Genomic DNA, 26,128 nt, shown 5'->3' on the forward strand with positions numbered 1-26,128 from the left:
CCGGATTCTTTTTCTGCGCACCCCTCCGGAAAAATTCCCCCGGAAATCCCGCCGGGCCGGAATCGATGGGTCCGTTTCACGCCATTCGGGGGGAGTGATGGCCCCATTCTTCCCGATCCTTCCGTCTGTGCTGGCCGAATCCCTTCGGAGCGACCGTACCGGCGCCGTCCGGAACTGCCGCACAACGGGGCTGAATTCATTCGGTCAAGGTTGAGCAATTTCTTTCGGAATGCTTCGTTCATATTGCTGCGGCAATTTATTGACCGGCTACATCCAGTGTCCGTAGGGTCATGATCAGACGCCATCCGGAAAAGGTTGTGCGAGTTCCCGGCGTCACAATTCCCCCCTCAATGAAGGAGTGGTTTTCTATGCGAGTGAAGAACCGCGTCGCGAAGATCGTCGCAGGCTCGGTGGTCGCACTCGGTATGACGGTGGCCTTCCAGGCGCCGGCCGTGGCCGTGGCCGCCGCGCCGTCGGTCTCGGTGACCCCGGCGACCGGTCTGGCCGACGGTGCCGTGGTCCAGGTGAGCGGTACCGGCCTCCAGGCCGGAGTCACCTACTCCGTCGGTCAGTGCGCCGAGGTCCAGGCGGGTGTGCTCGCCTGCAACCCCGCGAACGCCACCGTGACCGCCGGCGCCGACGGCACCGTGAACACCCCGCTGAAGGTCGACAAGCGGTACCAGGGCGTCCTCTTCGACGACAGTGTCTGGGGCACCGTGGACTGCGCCTCAGTGAAGTGTGTCGTCGGTCTGTCCGACAGCACCGGTCAGGGTCCCGCAGGTGTCCCCGTCTCCTTCCGGTAACGGGCGGCACTGACCGTCGACGGGCGGCGCTGACGGCGTCGTCCCCCCACCAGCGAGCGGCCCGCCGGTCTCCCCGGCGGGCCGTTCCGCTCTCCGGGCACGGGGGATACGAGGGTGTACGGGTACGGGTGCCGGTGCCGGTGCCGGGCGTCGCGGGGGCGCTGCCGCACGGTCAGGGGTGCGGCTCCCCGGCCAGGGGTGTGGCTACGGGGCCCTGACCAGGCCCTGGATGACCCGTTCCACGACATCCTCGGCCAGCGGCTCGATGACCGAGCGCTCCTGCCCGAACAGTGGCCCCCGGGTCACCAGATCGGCGAAGCCGTGCACCGCCGACCAGCAGACCCACTCCGCGTTCCGCCGTCTCCCGGGCGTCAGCCGCCCGGCCTCCACCATCGCCTCCAGCGCGTCCAGCAGCAGCTGGTACGGGGGCGGGACACGGTCCTCGACCTGCACCGAGGCACCGGGGTCGGCGCCCGCCCCGGGGTTCTTCAGGGTGAGGACGGCCAGCTCGAACCAGCCGGGCTCGGCCAGGGCGAACCGGATGTACCCGAGACCCACCCCGCGCAGCAGCCCCACCGCGCGCTCCCCGTTGTCCGCGCTGTCCGCGTTGTCCGCGCCGGGGGTGGCCGAGTCCATCTCCTCCCGCATGGCGCGGGCGAGCAGCCCCTGTGCCTCGACGGCGACGGCCAGGACCAGCGCCTGACGGTCCGCGAAGTGGCGGTAGGCGGCATTGGGCGAGACACCGACGGAGCGGGTCACCACCCGGAGTCCGAGCGCCTCGGCACCGCCCTGGCGTGCCAGGGCGAGACCGGCCTCGACCAGCGCCGAGCGCAGATCGCCATGATGATACGAGCGCGCCTCGGCCATGGATGCCGTACCTCCCGCTCCGGTGTGTGTCGTGTGAACATGGCTGATCAAGCCAGTATCGACCCTACCTTGACCGGAAACAGTCGTTGAGCCATCACGGCGTCGCGCCCCGGGGCGCTCGGATGGCCGGGGGGAGGAGTCGCCCCGTCCGCACTCCGGCGCGCGCATGCCACTCCGGCGCGCGCATGCCCGGGACCGGCGTGGCACCCGGCCCCGTCCTCCCGGCGCGCTCAGCCGGAACGGCCCCCGGCCCCCTCGGCGGCTGACGGCCCGTCCCCGGCCCCCTCGGCGGCGAGCCGCCGCGCCGCCTCGGCCCGCAGCGCCATCTTGTCCGTCTTCCCGAGCGGCGTCATCGGCAGCGCGTCCACCGTGAAGAGCCGCTCCGGGAACTTGAACGCGGCCACCCCCGCCCGGGTCATCACCGCCCGTATCTCCGCCGCCGCCACCCGCGCGCCGTCCACCGGCACCACGAAGAGACAGACCCGCTCGCCGAGTTCGCCGTCCGGCATCGCCACGGCCGCCGCCTGGGCCACCCCGGCGATCTGGAAGGCGAAGTTCTCGATCTCCTCGGCGTTGATCTTCTCCCCGCCCCGGTTGATCACATCCTTCTCCCGGCCCACCACGACCAGATTGCCGTCCGGGGTCCGCCGTACGATGTCGCCGGTGCGGTACCAGCCGTCCCCGGTGAACGCCCGCGCGTCCAGCGCGGGGGAGTCGTAGTAGCCCCGCAGGGTGTAGGGCCCCCGGGTGAGCAGTTCGCCCGGCTCCCCGTCGGCCGCCTCGGCGCCCCGCGCGTCCAGGATCCGTATCTCGTCGTCCGGGCAGATCGGCCGCCCCTGGGTGTGGTGGACGACATCCTCCGGGTCGTCCAGCCGGGTGAGACAGAGCAGCCCCTCCGCCATCCCGAAGACCTGTTGCAGGGTGCACCCCAGCTCCGTACCGACCCGGCGGGCCGCCTCGGGCGTCAGCCGCGCCGCGCCCACCTGGAGCAGTTCCAGCGACCCCAGATCGGCCTCCGGGTGCTCGGCCCGGTGGGCCAGCCAGCGCATCGCGACCGCCGGCACCACCGAGGTCGCCGTGACCCGCTCCCGCGCGATGGCCTCGAACGCCGCCTCCGGGGCGGGGGAGCCCGCGATGACCACCCGGCCCCCCGCGAGCAGGGTGCCGAGCACCCCCGGGCCGGTGTTGGGGAAGCCGTGTCCCAGCGGCAGCACCGCCAGATAGACGGTGTCCGGGCCGAAGCCGCACAGCTCGGCCGCGCGTCCCATCATGTAGGCGAGGTCGTTGTGGGTCCGGGCGACCAGCTTGGGCAGCCCCGTCGTCCCGCCCGAGAGCTTGAGCATCGCGACCTCCGTGCCGTCGGGCCGGGCGGCGTCGAACACGGCGGCCACCGCCGCCGGATCCGGCGCCGGCTCGCACAGCGCCCGCAGATCCACACTGCCGGGCCCCACCTCGTTCCCCGCGACCAGGACCTGCTCCACCCCGTGCACCGTCGCGGCGATCTCCCGGGCCATCGCCTGGTGGTCGAACCCCTTCCAGCGGTCGGGCACCACGATCGCCCGCGCCCCGGCGTGCGCCACCACCCCCGACAGCTCATGCGTCCGGTGCTGCGGCAGGGTCCACACCGGGAGCGCCCCGAGCCGCAGACAGGCCACCGTGACGACCACATGCTCCCAGCGGTTCGGCAGCTGGACCACCACCCGGTCGCCGGCCCCGAGACCGAGCCCGGCGAGCCGCTGGGCGGCCCCGTCGGCCCGTGCCATCAGCTCCCCGTACGTCATCCGCACCGGGCCGTCGACCAGACAGACCGCGTCCGGGGCCCGGCGCGCGCTCCGGGCCAGCAGGGTCCCCAGCGAGTGGCCCGCCCAGTAGCCCCGGGCGACATAGCGCGCGGCCAGGTCGGCGGGCCAGGGAACGGCCCCGGGAAGAGAGGGGACGGCCCCGGGAGGGGACGGGCTCACCGCTGTCTCGGACATGGGGGCTCCTGATGGTCGGCGGACGGTCACGGCAGGCCGGCCCCGGGACCGGCCCCTCTCCTCCGGGGCCGCCACCGCTCCTGCGCGGGCCAGCCTAGGGAGCCCGTACCCCCTTCGGCGTCTCACCGATTGCGCACTCCCGCACCCGCCCGCGCCGTCCCCGCGCCGGCCCGCGTCTCGCCGATTGCGCACTCCCGAGCCGTGCCTCTCCGGCCGGGCCACGCCGCACGACAGAAGTTGTCACCCGGAACGCGGCGGACACAACCTTTCGCTCAGCGGGGCTGCCCGCCGTCGCACGGCCGTCCCCGGGCACCGGAGCGGTCCGGCCGGGGGACGCACGGCACGGGTCCCCGGTGACACGGAGCGGCAGCGCGGCACACGAGGGACGGGCCGGGCCGCGGCCCGGCCCCGGAGAGCAGCCCCAGGGCTCAAGGCGCCACCGTGCGCGGAATCCGGACGCGGGCGAGGCCCGCGCCCCGGTGCGGCGTGTCCGTTCGGTGAACTGAACAGGAGCGAGGACTTGACGGAGAAAGCAACGTCCGACGAAGCCATAGCCATCATCGGCATGAGTTGCCGGTTCGCCCCGGACCTCGACTCGCCGCAGAAGTTCTGGGAATTTCTCGCGGACGGCCGCAGCACGGTCGGCGACATGCCGGACAAGCGCTGGAAGCCGTACGCCGCGAGCAGCCCCCGGGCGACCGCCATCATGCGGGAGACCGTGCGCCGGGGGGCCTTCCTGGACGACATCGAGGGATTCGACGCGGACTTCTTCGGGATCTCGCCCCGGGAGGCCGACTACCTCGACCCACAGCAGCGCTTCATGCTCGAACTCACCTGGGAGGCGCTGGCCGACGCGGGCGTCCCCCCGCTCTCCCTGCGCGGGACCGACGCCGGGGTGTACGTCGCCGCCAACTCCAACGACTACGGGCGGCGTCTGCTGGAGGACATCCCGCGCACCGGCGCGTACGCGGTGAACGGCACCACCTTCTACGGCATCGCCAACCGGGTCTCCTACTTCCTCGATCTGCGCGGACCCAGCATGGCGGTGGACACGGCCTGCGCCGGTTCGCTGACCGCGCTGCATCTGGCCCGGCAGAGCCTGCTCTCCGGGGAGAGCCCGCTGACCGTCGTCGGCGGGCTCAACATCATGTCGACACCCGCGCTCAATGTGGCCCTCAACGGCGCCGGGGCGATGTCCCCGGACGGGCGCAGCAAGGCGTTCGACAAGGACGCCGACGGGTACGGCCGGGGCGAGGGCGCCGGGGTGGTGGTCCTCAAACGGCTCTCCGACGCGCTGCGGGACGGCGATCCCGTCCAGGCGGTCCTGCTCGGCAGCGGGGTGTTCCAGGACGGCCGCTCCGACGGCATGATGGCCCCCAACGGCGAGGCGCAGGCCCATATGCTGCGGCAGGCGTACCGGCGGGCGGGGATCGCCCCCGGGGACATCGACTATGTGGAGGCCCACGGCACGGGGACCCCCACCGGCGACGGTGAGGAGATCAGTGCTCTCGCCGGGGTGTTCGGCGCCGGGCGCGCGGGGGACCGGCCCTGTCTGATCGGCTCGGTGAAGCCCAATATCGGTCATGTGGAGGGCGGTTCGGGCATCGCCGGGGTCATCAAGACCGTCCTGGCGCTGCGGCACCGGCAGCTCCCGCCCAGTCTGCACGGGGAGCCCCACCCCGGTGTCGACTGGGACACCTGTGGACTCGCGCTGGTACGGGAGCTGCGGCCGTGGACCGCCGCAGAGGGACGGCCCCGGCGGGCCGGGGTCTCCAGCTATGGCGTCGGGGGCACCATCTCCCATGTCATCCTGGAGGAAGGCCCCGCCGTCCCGGTGGAGGAGGGCAGCCCCGGCGCCGCCGCACTCCCCGAGCAGGGCGCCGTACCGCAGGAGTCCTCAGTACCGCAGGGGCCTGCCACCGGGGGCGGCCCTGCCGTCTTCCCGCTCTCCGCCGCCTCCGAGGCGGGTCTGCGCGCCCTCGCGGCCTCCGCCGCCGACTGGATCGCCGACCGGCCCGCCACCCCCCTCGGCTCCATCGGCCACACCCTGGCCCTGCGCCGATCCCATCTCGCCCAGCGCGCCGCCGTCGTCGCCGCGTCCCGCCGGGAACTGGTCCAGCGGCTGCGGGCGTTCGCCGCCGACGGCTCCGGCCCCGGTATCGCCACCGGGCGGACCGCGCCCGGCGGACGGACCCCCGTGGTCTGGGTCTTCTCCGGCCATGGCGCCCAGTGGTCCGGTATGGGACGTGATCTGCTCGCCCATGACGCCGTGTTCGCCGGGGCGGTCGACTCCCTCGCGGGCATCTTCCGCGAGGAGCTGGGCTGGACCCCCAGAGAGGCGCTGACCAGCGGCGGCCCCTGGACCGCCGCCCATGTCCAGGCACTGACCTTCGCCCTCCAGACCGCGCTCGCCGAGGTGTGGCGCGCCCGGGGCGTCGAGCCCGGCGCCGTCATCGGGCACTCCGTCGGGGAGATCGCCGCGGCGGTCGCCGCCGGGGTCCTCGACCGCGACGAGGCCGCGCGCTTCGCCTGTCGCCGCGCGGCGGCGCTCCAGCGGCTGGAGGGGCGGGGCGCGATGGCCATGGTGGGGCTCCCCTTCGACGAGGTCCGCGAACGGCTCGCCGGATATCCCGGTGCCGAGGCGGCGATCTCCGCCGCCCCCGCCTCCACCGTCGTCTCCGGCGATACGGAGGCCGTCGCACGGGCGGTCGCCGACTGGCGGGCGGCCGGTCTGTGGGTACGGACCGTGGACTCGGCCATCGCCTTCCACAGTGCGCAGGTCGACACGGTGGCCGCCGAGGTCGAGGCCGCCGCCCGGCTGCTGACACCCCGTCCGGCGGTGGTGCCGCTGTACACCACGGCCCTGGCCGACCCCCGTTCGACCGCCGCCCGCGACAGCGCGTACTGGGTGACGAATCTGCGCCGGCCGGTCCGCTTCACCGAGGCGGTCACGGCCGCGGCCGAGGACGGCCACCGGCTCTTCGCCGAGATCTCGTCCCACCCGGTCGTGGCGCACTCCATCGGGGAGACCCTGCTCCACCTCCGGATCGAGGACACGGCCGTCACCGGCACCCTGCGCCGGGACACCGCCGACCGGGAGAGCCTGCTCGGGCAGCTCGCCGCCCTGCACTGCCAGGGCGCGGCCGTCGACTGGTCCCGGGACCACGGCGCCGGCGGGCCGCTGCCGCTGCCCGCGGCCGTCTGGCAGCACCGCCCGTACTGGATCTTCCCCGAGGAGAGCGCCGAGGCCGGTCCGGGCGGCGGGCACGACCCCGAGCGGCACAGCCTGCTCGGTGGCCGGATGACGGTCAGCGGCTCCCCCGCGCGGGAGGTCTGGCAGACCAGGCTGGACATGGACACCCGCCCCTATCCGCTCAGCCATGGTCTGGTCGGCGTCGAGGTGACCCCCGCCGCGTCGATCATCAACACCTTTGTGGAGGCGGCAGGTACGGCGGCCGGCACGGCGACGGGCACGGGCACGGGCACGGGCGACGACGGTCCGGCCGAGGAGAGCCCCACCGCCCTCGCCGATATCGTCCTGCGCACCCCGCTCGCGGTCGAACCGCCCCGGGTGGTGCAGGTCGTACGGGAGGGCCGGTCCCTCTCGCTCGCCACCCGGCTCGCCGAGAGCGGCGCCGACGACGGTGACGAGTGGATCACCCACACCACCGCGAGCCTCGCCCCGGGGACACCGCCGCCCACCGGACGGGTCGACCGGGCCGCGCTCCGCGCCCGGCTGCCGGAGGGGTCGCTCACCCGCGCCGACGAGATGTTCGCCCGGATGGGGGTGGAGGGCTACGCCTTCCCCTGGACCCTGGACGAACTCCGCTACGACGAACGGGAACAGCTCGCCGTCCTGGAGATCGTGGCCCCGCCCGCGCGCCGGGCCGCGAGCTGGGCGCATGTCATCGACGGCGCGCTGACCATCAGCGCCATGGTGGTGTCGCCGGGCGATGCCACCGTGCTGTGGATGTCGCGTTCGATCGAGTCGGTCGGCTGGCGCGGTGAGCCGCCCGCCCGGATCGTGGTGCACGCCGTCCGCTCGCCCCGTTCCCCCCAGGACACCGTGGACGTCCGGGTCGCCGACGAGAGCGGCGAGGTCGTCTGCGAGGTGAACGGGTTGCGGTTCGCGGCGGTGGAGCACCTCGGCACCGCCGTACTGCCCCGGGATCTGGTCCATGAGATCGTCTGGCGCCCGGCGGCGCTCGACGGCCCCGGTGCCGCGCCCGCCGTCGCCGTCGAACAGCTGGTCCTCGTCGGCGATCCGGCGGTCACCGGGCCGCTGGCCGAGGAGTGCGAGGCCGCCGGGGTGCGCTGCGTCCTGGCGGGTACGGGTACGGGTACGGGGCCGGGCACGGGTCCGGACGCCGGCCTCGGCCCGGAGCTGTTCACCCGGCCCGGCGCGATCGTGGTGGCCCCCGCCCTCGCCGCCGGGGACGAGTCGGTGGAGGAGTCCGCCGAACGGATCGCCTGGACCCTGATCCGTACCGTGCAGCGGGTGGCCGAGATCCAGGCCAACGACACCGCCGGGACGCTCGCACCCCAGCGGGTGTGGAGCCTCACCAGCGGGGTACGGGACGCCCGGGACGAGCGCTCGGTGGCCCATGGCCCGCTGTGGGGGGTGTCCCGGATCATCGCCGGTGACCACCCCGAGCTGTGGGGCGGCGCCGTGGACCTGCCCGCCCCGGGGGCCCTGGCGCCCGGCACCGGCTCCCGGCTCCTCGCGGTCCTGCGGGGTCTCGCCGGCCAGGAGGACATCGTCTCGCTCACCGGGGACGGCCCGCTGGCCGCCCGGCTCGCCCGGATCGAGCGCGGCGCCGACGGCACCCCGCTCCAGTGCTCGCCCGCCGGCACGGTGCTGATCACCGGCGGGCTCGGGGCGCTCGGTCTGGAGGTGGCCCGCTGGCTGGTGGACCGGGGCGCGCGCCGGCTGCTGCTGGTGGGACGGCGCGGGCTGCCGCCACGCGCCATCTGGGAGACCGTCACCGACCCGGAGACCCGGCGGCAGATCGACGGGGTGCTCGCCCTGGAGGCGCTGGGGGTGACGGTGGGCGTCCAGGCGCTCGACATCACCGACGCCGCCCAGGTCGCCGCCGCGCTCGCCCCGGGTGTGCTCGGACTGCCCCCGGTGCGCGGCATCGTCCATGCCGCGGGCGTGGTCAACAACGCGCTGGTGGACAAGGTGGAGCTGGACGGGTTGCGGGAGGTCCTGGCGCCCAAGACCACCGGGGCGATGGTGCTGCACCGGCTCTTCCCGCCGGGCACCCTGGACTTCTTCGTCCTCTTCTCCTCCTGCGGCCAGTTCGCCCGGCTCTCGGGGCAGACCGGGTACGCGGCGGCCAACTCCTTCCTGGACGCGCTGGCCGCCCACCGCAACGCGGGCGGGCACACCGAGACGATCAGCATCGGCTGGACCGCGTGGCGCGGACTCGGGCTCTCGGCCGACATCGCCACCACCATGTTCGAGGCCAACTCGCGCGGCCTGGAGGCCGTCTCGGTCTCCGAGGCGTTCCGGGCATGGGCGTTCGGCGACCGCTTCCGCGCCGACTACCAGGCCGTGCTGAGGGTGGTCCCCACGCCGTCGCACACCCCTCGGCTGCCGATGTTCCGGGAGCTGAGCGTCTCCGACGAGGGCGGCGGCACGACAGGCGGCGACACCTTCGCGACGGAGATCGACGGGCTGCCCGACGACGAGGCCCGGGGCCGGGTCACCGAGGACGTCCGGGCGCAGGTCGCGGCCGAACTCAACCTCGGCCCGGCCGAGATCGAGCTGAAGCGGCCCCTGGTCGAGCTGGGGGTCGACTCGGTGATGACGGTCGCCCTGCGGGTGCGGCTGCACCGCAGGTACGGGCTGGATCTGCCGCCGACCATCCTGTGGGCCAGACCGACCGTGGCGGCCCTCTCGGACCATGTGCTCGACGCGCTGAGGCCGGACGAGGGAACGACGCCGGCGGGGGCGGAGGCGATGTCCGGGGAGGAGGCGGCGCGCCCCGAGCGGGAGGCGGTGGCGGTCCGGGCCTGACCCCCGGGGCCGGTGCCCTCCGGGCGCACGGGTCGTCCCCTCGGGGGCGGCCCGTGCGCCGTCGTACGCCCGGAAAGCCGCCCGCCCGGAAGTCGCACGCCGGAATCGGCTTCTTCGGATGTGCGCACTTCCGGGTACGGATGCGGCCCTCGCCGTCCCGGTGGGTATGCCGGTGGTGCCGAGGGGATCGGGATCCGGACCGGTGAACCTCTCCGGTCACGGCACTAGGAGGAGAGGGGAGAACGGATGAGTACGGGGGCCAGCACGGCCCGGCATTCGTCGTGGACAAGGCCCGGCAGAAGCGCGAGCCAGAACGCGTTCATATCGGCGGCGAGTTCGGCGAGTTCGGCGTGCGCGGGGGGATCGGCGGGACCCGGCAGTGCGCCGGGGTCCGCCGCGCGCGGAATCCGGGGAAGTCCGGTGAATCCCGAGAGAATCAGCCGGGCGGAGCGTGGGATATCGGTGCCGGGCAGCAGATCGCCCTGCTCGTCCGCCTCGGTCAACAGCCCCTCGACGGCGGCGAGCCAGCCGGTCAGGGGCCGGGGCAGGGACGGGGCGCCCGAGGTGACCTCGGACATCAGCCGGAGCCCCGCCCGCATGCCCACCTCGTTCCGGTAGGCGTCGATGACCTCCTGGCCCACGGCGACCAGGCGGGTCATCGCCCGTGGATGCACGGTACGGAGCCGTGCCAGACGCTGGGGCCAGGGGGCGTACGCGACGTCGATGACGGCTGCGGCGAGCGCTTCCTTGGAGGGGAAATGAAAGTAGAGGGCGCCTTTGCTCACATCGTGACCTGCGACGACATCCTCCAGCCGGGTCTCGCCGAAGCTGTTTCGCTCGAATGCCTCGGCGGCCGCGCGGATAAGGACTTCGCGGGTAACCGCTGATCGCTTTCGCATGCCGTCCGTGATTTTCGTCGGGTGAGGGCCTCGGCGGGATCGGACCGGGGCCGGTCGGTTCCGACGCGAGACGGCGGGGGCGGTGAGGTTTCCCATCGGTTCGTTCAAGCAACTCACTCCGCGTTAGCATAGCCCAATGCTCAGGCGTATTTATGAGGGTCAGGATTGCTCTCTCGCTCACGCACTGGAAGTGGTGGGTGAGAGATGGTCATTGCTCATCGTTCGCAACGTATTGCTCGGTATCAAGCGGTTCGACGGCCATCTCGGAGATCTGGGCATCGCCCGGAACGTCCTGAGCGACCGTCTCAATCGCCTTGTCGAATATGGAATTCTGGAGCGTGTGCGGTACCAGGACCGGCCCACGCGGTATGAGTACCACATCACACAGATGGGCCGCGACCTCACCCCTGCGGTGGTGGCTCTAATGCAGTGGGGTGACCGATATCTCGTGGGTGAGTCGGGGCCTCCGAGACGTATCGAGCACCTGGGGTGCGATGGTGCGGTACGCGTCGAGCTGACCTGTGAGCGGTGCACCAGACCGTTGATGAACGAGGAGGTCACAGCACGTCCGGTGACCTGATCCCGACCCGGTACCCGGGCGGCGTGCCGGAGCGGATCGGTTTCTGACATTTCATCAAGAAAATCGTGAACACGAGAGCCGGCGCCCGTGCGCCGGCTCTCGGGAAAGTCCTGGAACAGAGGTATCCGGAAGCGATGTCCGCGCGGTCGCGGACCGCTCCGTGCCCTGGCTCCCGGCCATTGTCCCGACCGCTTCCGGTGAACCCTCCGGGCTGTTTCGGAAAAGAGGTACGGCCATGCGTATGTCCGAACTCGGAGCCGTGTCGGGGATTCCCGACCGGGTGATCCGGCGCTATGCGAGGGAGGGGCTGCTCGTCCCCGGTGAACGGGCCCATGGCCGGCTGGTACTGATTCGCGCCCTGGTCGAGGTCGGCGGGCACTCCCTGCGGGAGGTACGGGCGATCCTCGACGCGATCGACGCGGCGGGCCCGCCGGGCTCCGGTGCCGCGACCCCGGCCCTCGCCCCTTCATCGACCGCCGCCCCGGCCCTCGCTCCTTCATCGACCGCCGCCGTGCCGCCCCCGGCCGCGTTACGCCCCACGTCTCCCCCGCACCCGAGAAGGCTTGTCGATCCCTCCGGCACCGTGCGCCTCCCGGTCCCCGGGCCCGTCGACACCGGACGCCCCCGTGGTGGCCTCGGCGCCGGTGAACTCATCGCGGACGCCCTGGACATCGCCCTGAGCCGGCTCGCCCGCCGTACGGCCGACGGCAACCTCCCCGGGGCCGCCCGCCGGGCGGACGCCCCCGCCGTCGAGTAGCGCACGCGGGGAGATGACCGGCCTTTGCCCAGAGTTCGACCATGGTGTCCCCCGCCACGCCCTTCCCGCGTGGCACCGTCCGGAGGACATCGACCATGCCGACCGTTCTGGGCTCCCTGCGCCGACTCCTGATGGCCCCCTCCCCGCTCGACGTGGGCTTCGCCGCCCGCGGCTTCCCGGTGACACCCTCGGCCGCCACCCGGCGGCTCGAGGCGATCCCGCAGGCGGTGGTCTGCGGCTTCGAGTGGGCCGTCGACGACCCCGGCCACCAGGAGACCGAGGCCAGGATCCGGCTGGTCGACGCCGAACTGCGCGGCTTCGCCTACGAAGGCGCCACCATGGCCCTCACCCTCCGCGACGCCATGGGCCCCGGGCCCGGCGGCCGGGCCCGGCGGCTGCTCATCGGCCCCGCCCGGCCGCATGTCTTCCTCGCCTACATCGGTATCGGCTTCGCCCTCGCCCGGCTGCCCCGCCCGCTCTGGCGCAAGGCCGTCCCCGATCTGACCGGCGCCGACTACCCGCAGATGAGCTGGCTGGCCGTGGACGGCTACGGCTTCGACCTCGCGTACTTCCGCACCCGGCGGTATGTGGACGAGCAGCGGCTGCCCGCCCCCTACGACTGGGAGGGCCACCCCGGCTACTTCGCCCGCGCCGTGGACCAGGGCATCGGCCGCGCGCTCTGGTTCATCCACGGGGCACGGGCCGACCGGGTCGCCGCCGCCGTGGAGCGCTTCGACCCCGCCCGCCGGCCGGATCTGTGGAGCGGCGCCGGACTCGCCGCCACCTTCGCCGGCTGCTGCCCGGACGGCGACCTCGCCGCGCTGCGCCGGGCGGCCGGTGCCCACACCGGCGAGCTGGGCCAGGGCGCGGTCTTCGCCGCCAAGGCCCGCGCGCACGCCGGGACGGTGCCGGAGCACACCCGTACCGCCCTCGCCGCCCTCACCGGGCTGACCCTGTCCGAGGCGGTCGCCCTCGCGGACGACACCGCCCCCGGCGCCGCGCCCCCCGACACCCCGGCGCCGGAGGGTTCCCCCGGGGCCCCGGGCGATATCGCGGACCTACCCGCCTATGAACAGTGGCGGCGGAGCATCCGTGACCGCCTCTTGGCAAGCGTGGGTTGAGCACTATTGAAGTAGCCGCCTCTTCGGTGGTCCTGTGTACATTCACTGGAAGATCCCCCAGGTATGCGAGGCCAATTCGGCGAGGGGCGGTAGAGCACCATGTCGGCTCTTTTGCGTGCGCTGCGGCGCCGTATTCTCACACCCAGCATTTCGGAAACGAGTCTCGACAAGCGAGGCTTTCACAAGAAGAGCCCGGCGGCCCAGGAACTTCTGGAGACCGTGGGCCGCAGCTTTCTCGACGGATATGGTCACGCGGTCGGGACGCGTAACACCGAGGAGCTGGAGAACTGCCTTTCCACCGTGCCGGACCGCTTTCGCGGATTCGCCTACGAGGGCGCGGCGATGGGCGCCACCGTCCTCGACGCGATCCCCGGCACCCGGGGGCGGCGGCTGGCCGGACTGCTGGCCGGCGAGGGCCGTCACCACATCTATATGGCCTATGTGGGGATCGGCTGGGCCCTGGCCCGGCTGCCCCGCCCGCTCTGGCCCGACCTGACCGGTACCGACCCGCTGCTGCGCTGGCTGATCCTGGACGGGTACGGATTCCACCAGGCGTACTTCCACACCGACCGGTACGTCCACGCGCGGCTGCCGGGGACCCCGCCCTGGCCCTGGGGCCCCGCCGGCTACCCCCAGCGCGCCGTGGACCAGGGCATCGGCCGGGCCCTGTGGTTTGTCGCCGGGACCGATCCCGATCTCGCCGCGACCCTCATCGAGAAGTTCCCCGAGGAGCGGCGGGCCGATCTCTTCAGCGGGACCGGACTGGCCGCGGCCTACGCCTGCGGGGCCCGCGAGGACGAACTGGCCCGGCTGCTCCACCGCGCCGGGCCGCACCGCCCCCAGCTCCTCCAGGGCGCGGCCTTCGCCGCCGAGGCCCGCGAGAAGGCCGGGCTGACCGTGGACCGCACCCGGCTCTCGGTACGGGCCCTGACGGGACTCGACCCCGCCGACGCCGCACTGGTGTGCCGCCGGACCAGGCCCACCGGGCCCATCGCCGGCGACTCCTATGAGCAATGGCGCCGGCAGATATCCGATGAACTCATCTCACGAGGGGACCGCTAGCACCCCATGAAACTGCGAACGCGAGTGAAGAACCAGCTTCCCGGAATCCTCGCACTCACACTCATGGTGAGTGTCTTCTATGCGGTCCGACTGCCGACCGTTTCGGAGGCCGAGGCCAACCGTCTCGCCGAGAAATTCGACTTCCGGCCCATGTCCATAGCCATGCCGGAGGGATACGACCAGCAGACCGTCCGGAAAGTGAACAAGAAATACAAGAACATCGAGGCATGGATTTCCTCGGTCGGTGCCGGGGTTTCGATGAACGATGTCGACGGCGATGGACTGGCCAACGATCTGTGTGTCACCGACCCCCGGATCGACCAGGTCGTCCTCACCCCGACCCCGGGGAAGAACTCCGGCCGCTACCAGCCCTTCGCCCTCGACCCCGCGCCGCTGCCCATGAGCGCGGTCATGGCGCCGATGGGCTGCGCCGCCGGTGACTTCAACGAGGACGGCGCCACCGATCTGCTCGTCTACTACTGGGGCCGCACCCCCGTCATCTTCCAGGCGCGCCCCGGCGAGCGGAAGAAGGACACCGCGGTCACCGCCGACTCCTTCACCCCGGTGGAGCTGGTCCCGGGCGTCGGCGACACCATCTACACCGGCCCGCAGTGGAACACCAACGCCACCACGATCGCCGACTTCGACGGCGACGGCCACGACGACATCCTGATCGGGAACTACTTCCCCGACAGCCCGGTCCTCGATCCGTCCAAGGACGGCGGCGTCGAGATGAACCACTCCCTGTCGCACGCCCAGAACGGCGGCGAGGACATCGTCCTCCGCTGGACCGAGAAGGGCTTCGTCCAGGCCGAGAACGCGCTGCCGGAGGACACCCGTAACGGCTGGACGCTCGGCGCCTCCGCCACCGACCTCGACGGCGACATGCTGCCCGAGCTGTATCTCGCCCATGACTTCGGCACCTCACGGCTGCTGCACAACCGCTCCCGCCCCGGAACGGTGAAGTTCGTCGCCGTGGACGGGGAGCGCGACGCCACCGTCCCCCGCTCCAAGCAGCTGGGCCGCAGCTCCTTCAAGGGCATGGGCGTCGACTTCGGCGACCTCGACAACGACGGTCTCCACGACATGTTCGTCAGCAACATCACCACCTCCTTCGGGATCCAGGAGTCCAACTTCACCTTCATCAACCAGGCGAAGGACAAGGAGGCGCTGCGCGAACGGTTCACCGAGGGCGTCGCCCCGTACCGGGACCGCAGCGTCCCCCTGGGCACCGCCTGGTCCGGCTGGGGCTGGGACGTGAAGACCGGCGACTTCGACAACGACGGCACCCTGGAGATCGCCCAGACCACCGGCTTCGTCAAGGGCAAGACCAACCGCTGGCCCCAGCTCCAGGAGCTGGCCACCGCCAATGACCTCCTCACCGCCAACCCGCTGTGGTGGCCCCATGTGAAGGAGGGCGACGACATCGGCGGCGACCAGACCCTGCGCTTCTTCGCCAAGAGCGGCGAGGAGGGCCGTTACGCCAACCTCGCGGGCCGGCTCGGCATGGCGGTACCGATCCCCACCCGGGGCATCGCCACCGGGGACGCCGACGGTGACGGCCGGCTCGACCTCGCCGTCGCCCGCCAGTGGGGCGAGCCCGTCTTCTACGCCAACCGCGGCGAGCGGCCCGGCAAGCACCTCGGGCTCACCCTCACCCACCCCTCCGGCTCCCCGGTGGTCGACGCCCAGGTCACCGTCGTCCTCCCCGACGGCTCCCGCCGGGTGGGCCGGGTCGACGGCGGCGGCGGCCACTCCGGCAAGCGCAGCCACGAGGTCCACATCGGACTCGGCGAAGAGGTCCGCGGACCCCTCCCGGTCGAACTGTGCTGGCGGGACCGGAACGGCGAGATCCGTGAGGCGAAGCTCCAACTGAACCCCGGCCGGCACGCGCTCCGGCTCGGCACCGACGCGAAGGAGAAGTGACGGACATGACCGCACAGGCCACCGCCGCACCCCGGCACGATCCCAAGGTCGTCGCGGCCCTGCGCCGGTTCGCGATCTCGATGAGCGTCTTCAATATCCTCGGCTACACCGTCCTCGGCTTCGAACAGCCCTGGACCTGGCCGTTCATCGCCCTCGCCACCGCCTATTCCACCGAGATCGCGCTGGAGCTGGTCGCCGCCGGGGTGGAGAGGCGCGCCCCGCGCTTCCGGGGCGGCGGGGCCCGCGGCTTCATCGAGTTCCTGCTCCCCGCCCATATCACCGGCCTCGCCCTCAATATGCTCACCTATGTCAACGACCGGGTCTGGGTGATGGTCTTCGGCGTCATCGTCGCCGTCGGCACCAAGTGGGTGCTGCGCGCCCCGGTCCGCGGCCGGCTCCGCCACTACATGAACCCGTCCAACTTCGGCATCGCCGTGATCCTGCTGCTCTTCCCCTGGGCCAGCATCGCGCCCCCGTACCACTTCACCGAGTATGTGGACGGCCCCATCGACTGGCTGATCCCCGTCGCCATCATCGGCCTCGGCACCATGCTCAACGCCAAGCTCACCGGACGGATGTGGCTGATCGCCGCCTGGGTCATCGGCTTCGCCCTCCAGGCGGTCGTCCGGGGACTCCTCTTCGGCACCTCGATCCCCGGCGCGCTCGCCATGATGACCGGCGTCGCCTTCGTCCTCTTCACCAACTACATGATCACCGACCCCGGTACCACCCCCTCCCGGCCGGCCGCCCAGATCGCCTTCGGCGGCGGAGTGGCCGCGATGTACGGGGTGCTCACCGCCCTGGGCATCGCCTACGGCATCTTCTTCGCCACCGCCGCCGTCTGCCTCATCCGGGGCGGCTACCACTGGTGGCTGGCACTCTCCGACAAGCGCCGCCTCACCACGGCGGACCTCCCACACCCCCAGCCGTCGCGGCCGGCCACCGAGCCGCAGCTCGCGACCTCCGGGGCGGACCGGAATGCGGTGGCCGCCTGATGAACCGAATCGCCATCGTCGGCATGGCCTGCCGCTATCCCGACGCCGATACCCCCCGCGACCTCTGGGAGAACTCCCTCGCCGGACGGCGCGCCTTCCGCAGACTCCCCGATGTCCGGATGCGTCTCGCGGACTACTGGGACCCCGACCCCAGCGCCCCCGACCGCTTCTACGCCCGCAACGCCGCCGTCATCGAGGGGTACGAGTTCGACCGCGTCGGGCACCGGATCGCCGGGAGCACCTATCGCTCCACCGACCTCACCCACTGGCTCGCCCTCGACATCGCGGGCCGCGCCCTCGCCGACGCGGGCTTCCCCGGCGGCGAGGGACTGCCCCGGGAGCGGACCGCCGTCATCGTCGGCAACACCCTCACCGGCGAGTTCACCCGGGCCAACACCCTGCGGCTGCGCTGGCCGTACGTCCGCCGGGTGCTCACCTCCGCACTGCGGGAACACGGCTTCGAGGACGACCGGCTCGCCGGACTCCTCACCTCCGTGGAGAGCGCGTACAAGAGCCCCTTCCCCCCGGTCAACGAGGACACCCTGGCCGGCGGGCTCTCCAACACCATCGCCGGCCGGGTCTGCAACCACTTCGACCTCGGCGGCGGTGGCTACACCGTCGACGGCGCCTGCTCCTCGTCGCTGCTCTCCGTCGCCCAGGCCGCCCGCTCCCTCCTCGACCAGGACATCGACGTCGCCGTCACCGGCGGGGTCGACCTCTCCATCGACCCCTTCGAGATCATCGGCTTCGCCAAGACCGGCGCCCTGGCCACCCAGGAGATGCGGGTGTACGACCGCCGCGCCGGCGGCTTCTGGCCCGGCGAGGGCTGCGGCATGATCGTGCTGATGCGGGAGGCCGACGCGCTCGCCGCCGGACACCGCGTCTACGCGACCATCGCCGGCTGGGGCATCTCCTCCGACGGACAGGGCGGCATCACCCGCCCCGAGGTCCACGGCTACCGCCTCGCCCTCCGGCGGGCCTACGACCGCGCCGGATTCGGCATCGAGACCGTCGGCCTCTTCGAGGGCCACGGCACCGGCACCCAGGTCGGCGACACCACCGAACTCGGCGCCCTCTCCCAGGCCCGCGACGACGCCGACCCCGCCGCCCGCCCCGCCGCCATCAGCTCGGTCAAGGCCATCATCGGCCACACCAAGGCCGCCGCCGGGATCGCCGGACTCATCAAGGCCGCCCTCGCCGTCGAATCCGCGACCCTGCCCCCGGCCGTCGGCCTCCAGGACCCCCATCCCCTCCTCGGCGGCGACCGCCCCGCGCTGCGGGCCCTGCGCCGGGCCGAACCCTGGCCCGAGGACACCCCCGTCCGCGCCGGCATCACCGCCATGGGCTTCGGCGGCATCAACACCCATGTCGTCCTCGACCGGCCGCAGGGCTCCGCCCCGGCCCGGCGCCGCCGCGCCACCGGAGAGCGGACCACCCAGGCCGCCCCCGTCCAGGACACCGAACTCCTCCTCGTCGACGCCGACACCCCCGAAGCGCTGCGGGAACGGCTGGACCGGCTCGCCGCCCTCGCCCCGAAACTCTCCTACGCCCAGCTCGGCGATCTCGCCGCCACCCTCCAACGGGAGCTGCGCGACGCCCCGTACCGGGCGGCGGCCGTGGTCTCCTCGCCCGACGAGGCCGAACGGCTGCTCCTGCTCCTCGCCGGTGAACTCGCGGCGGGCCGCGACCGCCATCTCGCCGCCGACGGCCGGACCTTCCTCGGCCACGCCGGCGGACCCGCCAGGATCGGCTATCTCTTCCCCGGCCAGGGCTCCGGCCGGGGCACCAGCGGCGGCGCCCTCTGCCGCCGGATGCCCGAGGCGGAGGAGGTCTACCGCGCCGCCGCACTGCCCACCGGCGCCTCCGACACCGTGGCCACCGAGGTCGCCCAGCCCAGGATCGTCACCGGCTCCATGGCCGGACTGCGCGCTCTGGCCGCCCTCGGCCTCGACGCCACCGTCGCCGTCGGCCACAGCCTCGGCGAGATCACCGCCCTGGCCTGGGCCGGCGCCCTCGACCAGGAGCTGCTGATCGAGGTCGCCCGGATGCGCGGACGCACCATGTCCGAGTACGGCGTCGCCGGCACCATGGTCTCCCTCGCCGCCGACCCCGAGCGGGCCCGCGCCCTCGCCGAGGGACTCCCCGTCGCCGTCGCCGGGCACAACGCCCCCGAACAGACCGTCCTGGCCGGGCCGGCCGACGCCGTCGCCGCCCTGGAGACCCGCGCCCAGCAGGCCGGCATCACCGCCACCCGGCTCGCCGTCTCCCACGCCTTCCACTCACCCCTGGTCGCCCGCGCCGCCCAGGAGGTCGGCCGCTGTGTGGCGGAACTCGCCTTCGCCCCCCTCACCCGCCGGGTCGTCTCCACCGTCACCGGCGACGACCTCGCCCCCGACACCGACATCCCCCGGCTGCTGCGCCGCCAGATCACCGAACCCGTGCTCTTCGCCCCGGCCGTCGCCCGCGCCGCGCGGGAGACCGATCTGCTGATCGAGGTCGGCCCCGGCCGGGTGCTCAGCGGACTCGCCGCCGCCGTCACCGGGGTACCCGCCCTCGCCCTCGACACCGACGACGAGTCCCTGCACGGGCTGCTGCACATCGCCGGGGCCGCCTACGTCCTCGGCGCCCCGCTCGACCACGCCCGGCTCTTCCGCGACCGGCTGATCCGCCCGCTGGACATGAGCGGCGACTTCCGCTTCTTCGCCAGCCCCGCCGAGTCCGCCCCCGTGGCCGAGGCCCCCGTGTTGGAGGCCCCCACCCCCGCGGCGCCCACCGCACCCGCCCCGGAGACCGCACCGGAGAGCACGCCGCAGAACGGCGACAGCACGGGCGACAACGCCGTCGACCTGCTGCGGCGGCTGGTCGCCGAACGCGCCGAACTCCCCCCGGAGACCGTCGGCCCCGACACCCGGCTCCTCGACGACCTCCACCTCAGCTCCATCACCGTCGGCCAGCTCGTCACCCAGGCCGCCCGGCTCCTCGGACTGCCGCCCTCCGCCACCCCGCTCAACTACGCCACCGCCACCCTCGGCGAACTCGGCCGCACCCTCCAGGAGATCGCCGACACCGGAGACACCGCCCCCCCGGACACCGCGCCCGCCGTGGCCGGAGCCGCCGCCTGGGCCCGCGCCTTCGCCGTCGACCCGGACCCGCTGCCCCGCCCCGCCCGCACCGCCCCCGAGGAGAACGGCGCCTGGGAGCTGTTCGCCCCCGACACCCACCCCTTCGCCCGGGCGCTGCGCCAACGGCTGGAGACCGCCTCCGTCGGCCGGGGGATCCTGCTCTGCCTGCCCCCCGACAGCACCGAGGACGACCTCGCCCCCGCCCTGGACGCGGCCCGGCGCGCCCTCGCCGACACGGGGGTACGCCGCTTCGTCCTCGTCCAGCACGACACCGGCGCCGCCGCCCTCGCCAAGACCCTCCACCTGGAGGAACCCCGGCTGCGTACCACCGTCGTCCGGCTCCCCGCCGATCTGGCCGCCGACCGGGCCGTCTCCGAGGTGGTCGCCGAGACCGCCGCCACCACCCGCTTCAGCGAGGCCCACCTCGACGGCGCGGGCACCCGTACCGTCCCCACCCTGCGACCCCTGCCGATCACCCCGGACCGGACCGAACAGCCCCTCGGAGCCACCGATGTCCTCCTCGTCACGGGCGGCGGCAAGGGAGTCACCGCCGAGTGCGCGCTGGCCATGGCGCAGGACAGCGGCGCCGCCCTCGCCCTGCTCGGCCGCTCCGACCCCGCCGACGACCGGGAACTCGCCGCCAATCTCCGCCGGATGACCGGGAGCGGGATCACCGTCCGCTACGAGCGGGCCGATGTCACCGACCCGGAGGCCGTCCGCGCGGCCGTCCGGCGGCTCACCGACGGGCTGGGTCCGGTCACCGCCGTCCTGCACGGCGCCGGGCGCAATGAACCCGCCCCGCTGACCGCCCTGGACCGCGCCGCCGTCCGCCGTACCTTCGCCCCCAAGATCGACGGACTGCGGGCCGTCCTCGACGCCGTCGACCCCGGCCGGCTGCGGCTCCTGGTCACCCTCGGCAGCATCATCGGCCGGGCCGGACTCCGCGGCGAGGCCCACTACGCCCTCGCCAACGACCGGCTCGCCCAGCTCACCGAGGAGACCGGCCGCGCCCACCCCGGCTGCCGCGCTCTCTGTCTGGAGTGGTCCGTCTGGTCCGGTGTCGGCATGGGCGAACGGCTCTCCGTGGTCGAGTCCCTCACCCGCGACGGCGTCACCCCCCTCACCCCCGACCAGGGCGTCACCCTGCTGCGCCGGCTGCTCGCCGACCCCACCACCCCCGCCGTCACCGTGATCAGCGGCCGGACCGAGGGCGTCGGCACCGTCCGCCGCGACCGGCCCCCGCTGCCCCTGCTGCGCTTCGCCGGCAAACCCGTCGTCCGCTACCACGGCGTCGAACTGGTCACCGAGGCCGAACTGAGCGCGGGCACCGACCCCTATCTCGCCGACCACCACCTCGACGGCAACCTCCTCTTCCCCGCCGTCATCGGACTGGAGGCGATGGCCCAGGTCGCCGCCGCCTGCACCGGCCGCACCACGGTCCCCGTGATCGAGGACGCCGACTTCCCCCGCCCGATCATCGTCCCGCCCGGCTCCACCACCACCATCCGGATCGCCACCGTGGTCACCGGCCCCGACACCGTACGGGCGGTCATCCACAGCGAGGAGACCGGCTTCGCCGCCGAACACTTCCGGGCCCGGTTCGTCTTCCGCGACACCCCGGTCCCCGAGGGACCGCCCGAGCAGACCCCCGACCCCGAGCCCGTCGTCCCGCTCGTCCCCGAGGAGGATCTCTACGGCGGCATCCTCTTCCAGAGCGGACGCTTCCGGCGGCTGCGCCACTACCACCGGGCCGCCGCCCGCACGGTGGACGCGGTGGTCGCCACCTCGCAGACCGACAGCTGGTTCGCCGGCTTCCTCCCCGGCGATCTGCTGCTGGGCGACCCCGGGATGCGCGACGCCCTGATGCACGGCAACCAGGTCTGCGTCCCGCACGCCACCCTGCTGCCCCAGGGCATCGACCGGATCCACCCCTGCGGCGACAAGTCCGCCGCCGGAGAGCTGCGCTACACCGCCACCGAGCGGCACCGCGACGGCGACACCTACACCTATGACATCGCCGTCCGCACCGGGGACGGCGCGATCGTCGAACGCTGGGAGGGCCTGCGGCTGCGCGCGGTCCGCAAGGGCGACGGAGCGGGCCCCTGGGCCGCGCCCCTGCTCGGGCCCTATCTGGAACGCACCGTGGAGGAACTGACCGGCGTCCGGGTCGCGGTCGCCGTCGAACCCGGCACCGGCTCCGACCGCCGCTCCCGGACCGCCGCGGCGGCCCGGCGGGCCCTCGGCCGCCCCGTGACCCTCCGCTACCGCCCCGACGGCCGCCCCGAACCCGACACCGGCGGCACCCTCTCCGCCGCCCACTGCGGGGAACTCACCCTCTGCGTGGCCGCCGACACCACCGTCGCCTGTGACGCCGAGACGGTCACCGCCCGCCCGGCGGGGGAGTGGGACGCCCTCCTCGGCGACCACGCCCCGCTCGCCCGGCTGATCGCGAAGGAGACCGGGGAGACCCCCGACACCGCCGCCACCCGGGTGTGGACGGCCCTGGAATGCCTCCAGAAGGCCGGACTCACCGCGGGCGCGCCGCTGGGCCTGGCCCCCGGTGAGCCGACCGGCTGGACCGTCCTCACCTCCGGCGAACTGCGGATCGCCACCCTGGTCACCTCCGTGCGCGGGACGGCGGGACCGCTGGCCCTCGCCGTCCTCACCGCACCGGCGGAGCCCGCCGCCCCCGCCGTCCCCGAGCAGAAGGAGCGCCCGTCATGACGGACCACGCCGACTACTTCGAGCACCGGCACATCGTCGGCTTCGAGGAGACCAACCTCGTCGGGAACGTCTACTACGTGAACTATCTCCGCTGGCAGGGACGGTGCCGGGAGATGTTCCTCAAGCTCCGCGCCCCCGATGTGCTCGCCGACGTCCAGGCGGACCTGAAACTCTTCACCCTCAAGGTGGACTGCGAGTTCTTCGCCGAGATCACCGCCTTCGACGAGCTGTCCATCCGGATGCGCCTCGCCGACCTCGCCCAGACCCAGCTGGAGTTCACCTTCGACTATGTCCGGATCGACCCGGACGGCGAGGAGACCCTGATCGCCCGGGGCCGGCAGCGGGTCGCCTGTATGCGCGGCCCCAACACCGCCACCGTGCCCTCGCTCGTTCCCGAGGCGCTGATCCGCGCGCTCCAGCCGTACACCCGGACCACCGTCGCCCCGCTGGGGAGGACGGCATGAGCGGTCCCGGACTGCCGGGGGACGTGACCGACCCCCGGCAGCTGCGCCACACCTTCGGCGCCTTCGCCACCGGGGTCACCGTGGTCACCGTCGGCGGCCCCGCCCCGCGCGGGATGACCGCCAACTCCTTCACCGCCGTCTCCCTCGACCCGGCCCTGGTCCTGGTCTGCGTCGGCCGGGACGCGCTGATGCACCGGCTGCTGGAGAGCGCCGACCACTTCGGCGTCTCGATCCTCGCCGCCGCACAGGAGCCGGTGGCCCGGCACTTCGCCGACCGCTCCCGGCCGCTGGGCGCCGGACAGTTCGACACCGTCGACTGGCGCCCCGGCCCGGCCACCGGGTCCCCCCTCATCGAGGCGTCCCTCGCCCGGCTGGAGTGCGCCCTCTGGCGCCGTTACGAAGGCGGTGACCACACCGTCTTCCTCGGCCGGGTGGTCGCCATGGGACGCGGCCCCGCCGACGAGGGGCTGCTCTTCGCCGGCGGCCGATTCCGCCGGCTGGCCCCCGCCCCCACCCCCGAGGAGGTGGCGGCATGACCACCGGAGCCCGCCCGCCGCGCCTCACGGCGGGCCCCCGCACCCGCGCCACCCCGCCGGGCCCGCGCCGCCGCGAACTCCCCCGGCTGGTGCGCAAACTGGTCTCCGACCGCATCGGACTGCTCACCGAGGCGGCGGCCCTGGGCGACGCCGTCCGGGTGGCGCTGGGCCCCCGTACCCTCTACATCTTCAACGCCCCCGAGCACGCCAAGCACGTCCTCGCCGACAACAGCGCCAACTACCACAAGGGCATCGGCCTCACCGAGGCCCGGCGCGCCCTCGGCGACGGGCTGCTCACCAGCGAGGGCGAGCTGTGGCGCACCCAGCGCCGCACCGTCCAGCCCGCCTTCCAGCACAAGAGGCTCGCCGCCCAGGCCGAGGTGGTCGCCGACGAGGCCACCCGGCTGACCGACCGGCTGCGCGCCCACACCGACCGGGGCCCGGTGGACCTCACCGAGGAGCTGACCGGGCTCACCCTCGGGGTGCTCGGCAGGACCCTGCTGGACACCGATCTCTCCGTGTACGGGTCGGTGGGCCATGCCTTCGAGGCGGTCCAGGACCAGGCGATGTTCGAGATGGTGACCCAGGGCATGGTCCCGCTCTGGGCCCCCCTGCCCCAGCAGCGGCGCTTCCACCGGGCCCGTGCGGAGCTGGAGGGTGTCGTCGAGCGGCTGGTGGCCGACCGGTACGCGCGCCCCGGCTCCACCGGCGGCGACGATGTGCTCACCCGGCTGATCGACTCCACCCGGCGGGAGAGCGACCCCCGCATCGCCCGGCGGCGGCTCCGCGACGAGGTGGTGACCCTGCTGCTCGCCGGGCACGAGACCACCGCGAGCACCCTGGGGTGGACCTTCCATCTGCTCGACCGCCACCCCTGGGCCGCGCGGCGGGTCCGCGCGGAGGCCCGGGAGGTGCTCGGGGACCGGCCCCCGGCCCACGAGGACCTGCTCGGACTGCCGTACACCCTGAGCGTGGTGCAGGAGGCGATGCGGCTCTATCCGCCGGTGTGGATCCTCACCCGCCGGGCCCAGGGCGACGACGAGGTGGGTGGCTACCATGTGCCGGCCGGGGCGGATGTGCTGGTCTGTCCGTACACCCTGCACCGGCATCCGCGGTACTGGCAGGACCCCGAGCGCTTCGACCCGGAGCGGTTCGCCCCGGAGGCGGGCCAGGGCCGTCCGCGCTACGCCTATCTGCCCTTCGGGGCGGGGCCCAGATTCTGTGTGGGGAGCAACCTCGGCACGATGGAGGCCGTGTTCGTGACGGCCATGGTGATGCGGGAGTTCACGCTCCGGACACCGCCGGGGCACCGGGTGGTGCCGGAGCCGATGCTCTCCCTGCGGGTACGGGGCGGTCTGCCGGTGGAGGTGGGGCGGGCGGAGCGGTGAACGCGCCCCGGTGGACGGCCGGAACGGGCCGGGAGGCGAAGGGGGGATGCCCCGCCTCCCGGCCCGTGCGCGGTCCGATGTGTGCTCAGTACTCAGTACTCAGTGCTCAGACCGCGACCGCCGCGAGGGCGGTCATCCGCATGTCCAGCAGGGCCAGCAGCACCGGCGGGTCGAGCGCCCGCATCGCCCGCAGCTGGATGGGGGCGGGTTTCAGCAGGGTGTCCGCGCTGATCGTGACCGGTCCGTAGGAACCGATCGAGGGCGCGGTGTCCTCGCCGATGCCGTCCGCCTCCTCCATGCCATAGGGGACGGACTGGGTCAGGACGTACCAGGTCCCCTCGGGAACGTCCTCCAGGACATAGTCGCCCGGCCGGTCCAGGACCGTGCACCGTACCGGCTGGCCCTGGGGAATACAGTCCGGGAACAAACCGATGAAGACGAAACCCGCGCTGCCGTCGTCAGGGGCATGGACGGTTCCGCGCAGGGAGATCGGCCGGTTCCGGTCGGTGGGCCGCCGATGGTCGGTATGAATGACTTCGGCGAATCCCCCCAATTGCCTATAGGTGGTCGGTGCCATACCCACAGAACTTTTGAAACGGGAACTGAAAGTGCCGACGCTCTGATATCCGACGAGATTGCTTATATCGGTGATGTTCAGCTCGGTGGTCACGAGCAGCCGCTTGGCTTCCTGGAGTCGGAGCGCGGAGAGAAAGCGGCCGGGCGTCGTTCCGGTCATGCCCTTGAATATGCGAGTGAAGTGGAACTTGCTGTACATCGCGGTCTCGGCCATGTCATCAATGGTCAGCTCCTGGCCGAGATTCTCGTGCATGCTGCTGATAACGCGGGTGACGGCTCGCTCGACAGTGGTTTCCATGACCCCTCCAGG

Annotated in this window: 16 protein-coding genes; 12 read left to right on the forward strand and 4 right to left on the reverse strand. The window is 73.1% G+C overall.

Features of this window, described 5'->3' with window-relative positions; genetic code table 11:
* The first annotated feature begins 368 nt into the window (after positions 1-368).
* Entirely contained in the window at positions 369-803 is a 435-nt protein-coding gene (locus tag ABT354_RS00550; RefSeq protein ID WP_351486921.1) for an enediyne antibiotic chromoprotein, read from the forward strand.
* A 204-nt stretch (positions 804-1,007) separates the two neighbouring features.
* On the opposite strand, the gene ABT354_RS00555 is transcribed toward ABT354_RS00550, so the two are convergent.
* Together ABT354_RS00555 and ABT354_RS00560 are read right to left on the reverse strand one after the other, a co-directional pair.
* Positions 1,008-1,670: a TetR/AcrR family transcriptional regulator gene (locus tag ABT354_RS00555; RefSeq protein WP_351486922.1), complete on the reverse strand. Its 663-nt coding sequence runs from the start codon at positions 1,668-1,670 to the stop codon at positions 1,008-1,010.
* Positions 1,671-1,900: 230 nt separating this feature from the next.
* Entirely contained in the window at positions 1,901-3,646 is a 1,746-nt protein-coding gene (locus ABT354_RS00560) for a (2,3-dihydroxybenzoyl)adenylate synthase (protein ID WP_351486925.1), read from the reverse strand.
* 520 nt (positions 3,647-4,166) lie between these two features.
* On the opposite strand from ABT354_RS00560, the gene ABT354_RS00565 reads away from it, so the two are divergent.
* Positions 4,167-9,668: a type I polyketide synthase gene (locus tag ABT354_RS00565; protein WP_351486927.1), complete on the forward strand. Its 5,502-nt coding sequence runs from the start codon at positions 4,167-4,169 to the stop codon at positions 9,666-9,668.
* Positions 9,669-9,892: 224 nt separating this feature from the next.
* On the opposite strand, the gene ABT354_RS00570 is transcribed toward ABT354_RS00565, so the two are convergent.
* Positions 9,893-10,567, reverse strand: coding sequence for a TetR family transcriptional regulator (locus ABT354_RS00570; RefSeq protein WP_351486929.1), 675 nt, complete (start codon positions 10,565-10,567; stop codon positions 9,893-9,895).
* Positions 10,568-10,703: 136 nt separating this feature from the next.
* On the opposite strand from ABT354_RS00570, the gene ABT354_RS00575 reads away from it, so the two are divergent.
* The 10 genes from ABT354_RS00575 to ABT354_RS00620 all read left to right on the forward strand — a co-directional run bounded on the left by ABT354_RS00575 (position 10,704) and on the right by ABT354_RS00620 (position 25,242).
* Positions 10,704-11,147 (forward strand): winged helix-turn-helix transcriptional regulator, encoded by a 444-nt coding sequence (locus tag ABT354_RS00575; RefSeq protein ID WP_351486931.1) that lies wholly within the window; start codon positions 10,704-10,706, stop codon positions 11,145-11,147.
* A 235-nt stretch (positions 11,148-11,382) separates the two neighbouring features.
* A complete protein-coding gene (locus ABT354_RS00580) occupies positions 11,383-11,904 on the forward strand; it encodes a MerR family transcriptional regulator (RefSeq protein ID WP_351486934.1) in 522 nt (173 codons plus the stop codon).
* 95 nt (positions 11,905-11,999) lie between these two features.
* Positions 12,000-13,025 (forward strand): DUF1702 family protein, encoded by a 1,026-nt coding sequence (locus tag ABT354_RS00585; RefSeq protein WP_351486936.1) that lies wholly within the window; start codon positions 12,000-12,002, stop codon positions 13,023-13,025.
* Between the two features lie 99 nt (positions 13,026-13,124).
* Entirely contained in the window at positions 13,125-14,087 is a 963-nt protein-coding gene (locus tag ABT354_RS00590; RefSeq protein WP_351486938.1) for a DUF1702 family protein, read from the forward strand.
* A gap of 63 nt (positions 14,088-14,150) precedes the next feature.
* Entirely contained in the window at positions 14,151-16,013 is a 1,863-nt protein-coding gene (locus ABT354_RS00595; RefSeq protein WP_351486941.1) for an FG-GAP repeat domain-containing protein, read from the forward strand.
* 5 nt (positions 16,014-16,018) lie between these two features.
* Complete coding sequence (locus tag ABT354_RS00600) at positions 16,019-17,008, forward strand: enediyne biosynthesis protein (RefSeq protein ID WP_351486944.1); 990 nt, start codon at positions 16,019-16,021, stop codon at positions 17,006-17,008.
* The gene (locus ABT354_RS00605) at positions 17,008-22,854 is read left to right on the forward strand and encodes a type I polyketide synthase (RefSeq protein ID WP_351486947.1); all 5,847 of its coding nucleotides are present in this window, start codon (positions 17,008-17,010) and stop codon (positions 22,852-22,854) included. The genes ABT354_RS00600 and ABT354_RS00605 overlap by 1 nt, the downstream gene beginning before the upstream one ends.
* On the forward strand, positions 22,851-23,318 hold the full coding sequence (locus tag ABT354_RS00610; protein ID WP_351486950.1) for an acyl-CoA thioesterase: 468 nt from the start codon (positions 22,851-22,853) through the stop codon (positions 23,316-23,318). Before ABT354_RS00605 ends, ABT354_RS00610 begins: the two co-directional genes overlap by 4 nt.
* Positions 23,315-23,854 (forward strand): flavin reductase family protein, encoded by a 540-nt coding sequence (locus ABT354_RS00615; protein ID WP_351486953.1) that lies wholly within the window; start codon positions 23,315-23,317, stop codon positions 23,852-23,854. The genes ABT354_RS00610 and ABT354_RS00615 overlap by 4 nt, the downstream gene beginning before the upstream one ends.
* Positions 23,851-25,242 (forward strand): cytochrome P450, encoded by a 1,392-nt coding sequence (locus ABT354_RS00620; RefSeq protein WP_351486956.1) that lies wholly within the window; start codon positions 23,851-23,853, stop codon positions 25,240-25,242. Before ABT354_RS00615 ends, ABT354_RS00620 begins: the two co-directional genes overlap by 4 nt.
* Before the next feature lie 106 nt (positions 25,243-25,348).
* On the opposite strand, the gene ABT354_RS00625 is transcribed toward ABT354_RS00620, so the two are convergent.
* Positions 25,349-26,116: a helix-turn-helix domain-containing protein gene (locus tag ABT354_RS00625; RefSeq protein ID WP_351486959.1), complete on the reverse strand. Its 768-nt coding sequence runs from the start codon at positions 26,114-26,116 to the stop codon at positions 25,349-25,351.
* Positions 26,117-26,128 lie beyond the last annotated feature (12 nt).

Origin of the sequence: Streptomyces sp. NPDC000594, assembly GCF_040299965.1 — a bacterium.
In the GTDB taxonomy this organism is placed as follows: Bacteria; Actinomycetota; Actinomycetes; order Streptomycetales; family Streptomycetaceae; genus Streptomyces.

Excerpts from the sequence above, each read along its gene's own strand:
- ABT354_RS00620 (WP_351486956.1), top strand. The coding sequence starts at position 23,851 with ATGACCACCGGAGCCCGCCCGCCGCGCCTCACGGCGGGCCCCCGCACC.
- ABT354_RS00590 (WP_351486938.1), top strand. The coding sequence starts at position 13,125 with ATGTCGGCTCTTTTGCGTGCGCTGCGGCGCCGTATTCTCACACCCAGC.
- ABT354_RS00625 (WP_351486959.1), bottom strand. The coding sequence starts at position 26,116 with ATGGAAACCACTGTCGAGCGAGCCGTCACCCGCGTTATCAGCAGCATG.
- ABT354_RS00600 (WP_351486944.1), top strand. The coding sequence starts at position 16,019 with ATGACCGCACAGGCCACCGCCGCACCCCGGCACGATCCCAAGGTCGTC.
- ABT354_RS00585 (WP_351486936.1), top strand. The coding sequence starts at position 12,000 with ATGCCGACCGTTCTGGGCTCCCTGCGCCGACTCCTGATGGCCCCCTCC.
- ABT354_RS00610 (WP_351486950.1), top strand. The coding sequence starts at position 22,851 with ATGACGGACCACGCCGACTACTTCGAGCACCGGCACATCGTCGGCTTC.
- ABT354_RS00550 (WP_351486921.1), top strand. The coding sequence starts at position 369 with ATGCGAGTGAAGAACCGCGTCGCGAAGATCGTCGCAGGCTCGGTGGTC.
- ABT354_RS00595 (WP_351486941.1), top strand. The coding sequence starts at position 14,151 with ATGGTGAGTGTCTTCTATGCGGTCCGACTGCCGACCGTTTCGGAGGCC.
- ABT354_RS00580 (WP_351486934.1), top strand. The coding sequence starts at position 11,383 with ATGCGTATGTCCGAACTCGGAGCCGTGTCGGGGATTCCCGACCGGGTG.
- ABT354_RS00575 (WP_351486931.1), top strand. The coding sequence starts at position 10,704 with ATGCTCAGGCGTATTTATGAGGGTCAGGATTGCTCTCTCGCTCACGCA.
- ABT354_RS00555 (WP_351486922.1), bottom strand. The coding sequence starts at position 1,670 with ATGGCCGAGGCGCGCTCGTATCATCATGGCGATCTGCGCTCGGCGCTG.
- ABT354_RS00570 (WP_351486929.1), bottom strand. The coding sequence starts at position 10,567 with ATGCGAAAGCGATCAGCGGTTACCCGCGAAGTCCTTATCCGCGCGGCC.
- ABT354_RS00615 (WP_351486953.1), top strand. The coding sequence starts at position 23,315 with ATGAGCGGTCCCGGACTGCCGGGGGACGTGACCGACCCCCGGCAGCTG.
- ABT354_RS00560 (WP_351486925.1), bottom strand. The coding sequence starts at position 3,646 with ATGTCCGAGACAGCGGTGAGCCCGTCCCCTCCCGGGGCCGTCCCCTCT.
- ABT354_RS00605 (WP_351486947.1), top strand. The coding sequence starts at position 17,008 with ATGAACCGAATCGCCATCGTCGGCATGGCCTGCCGCTATCCCGACGCC.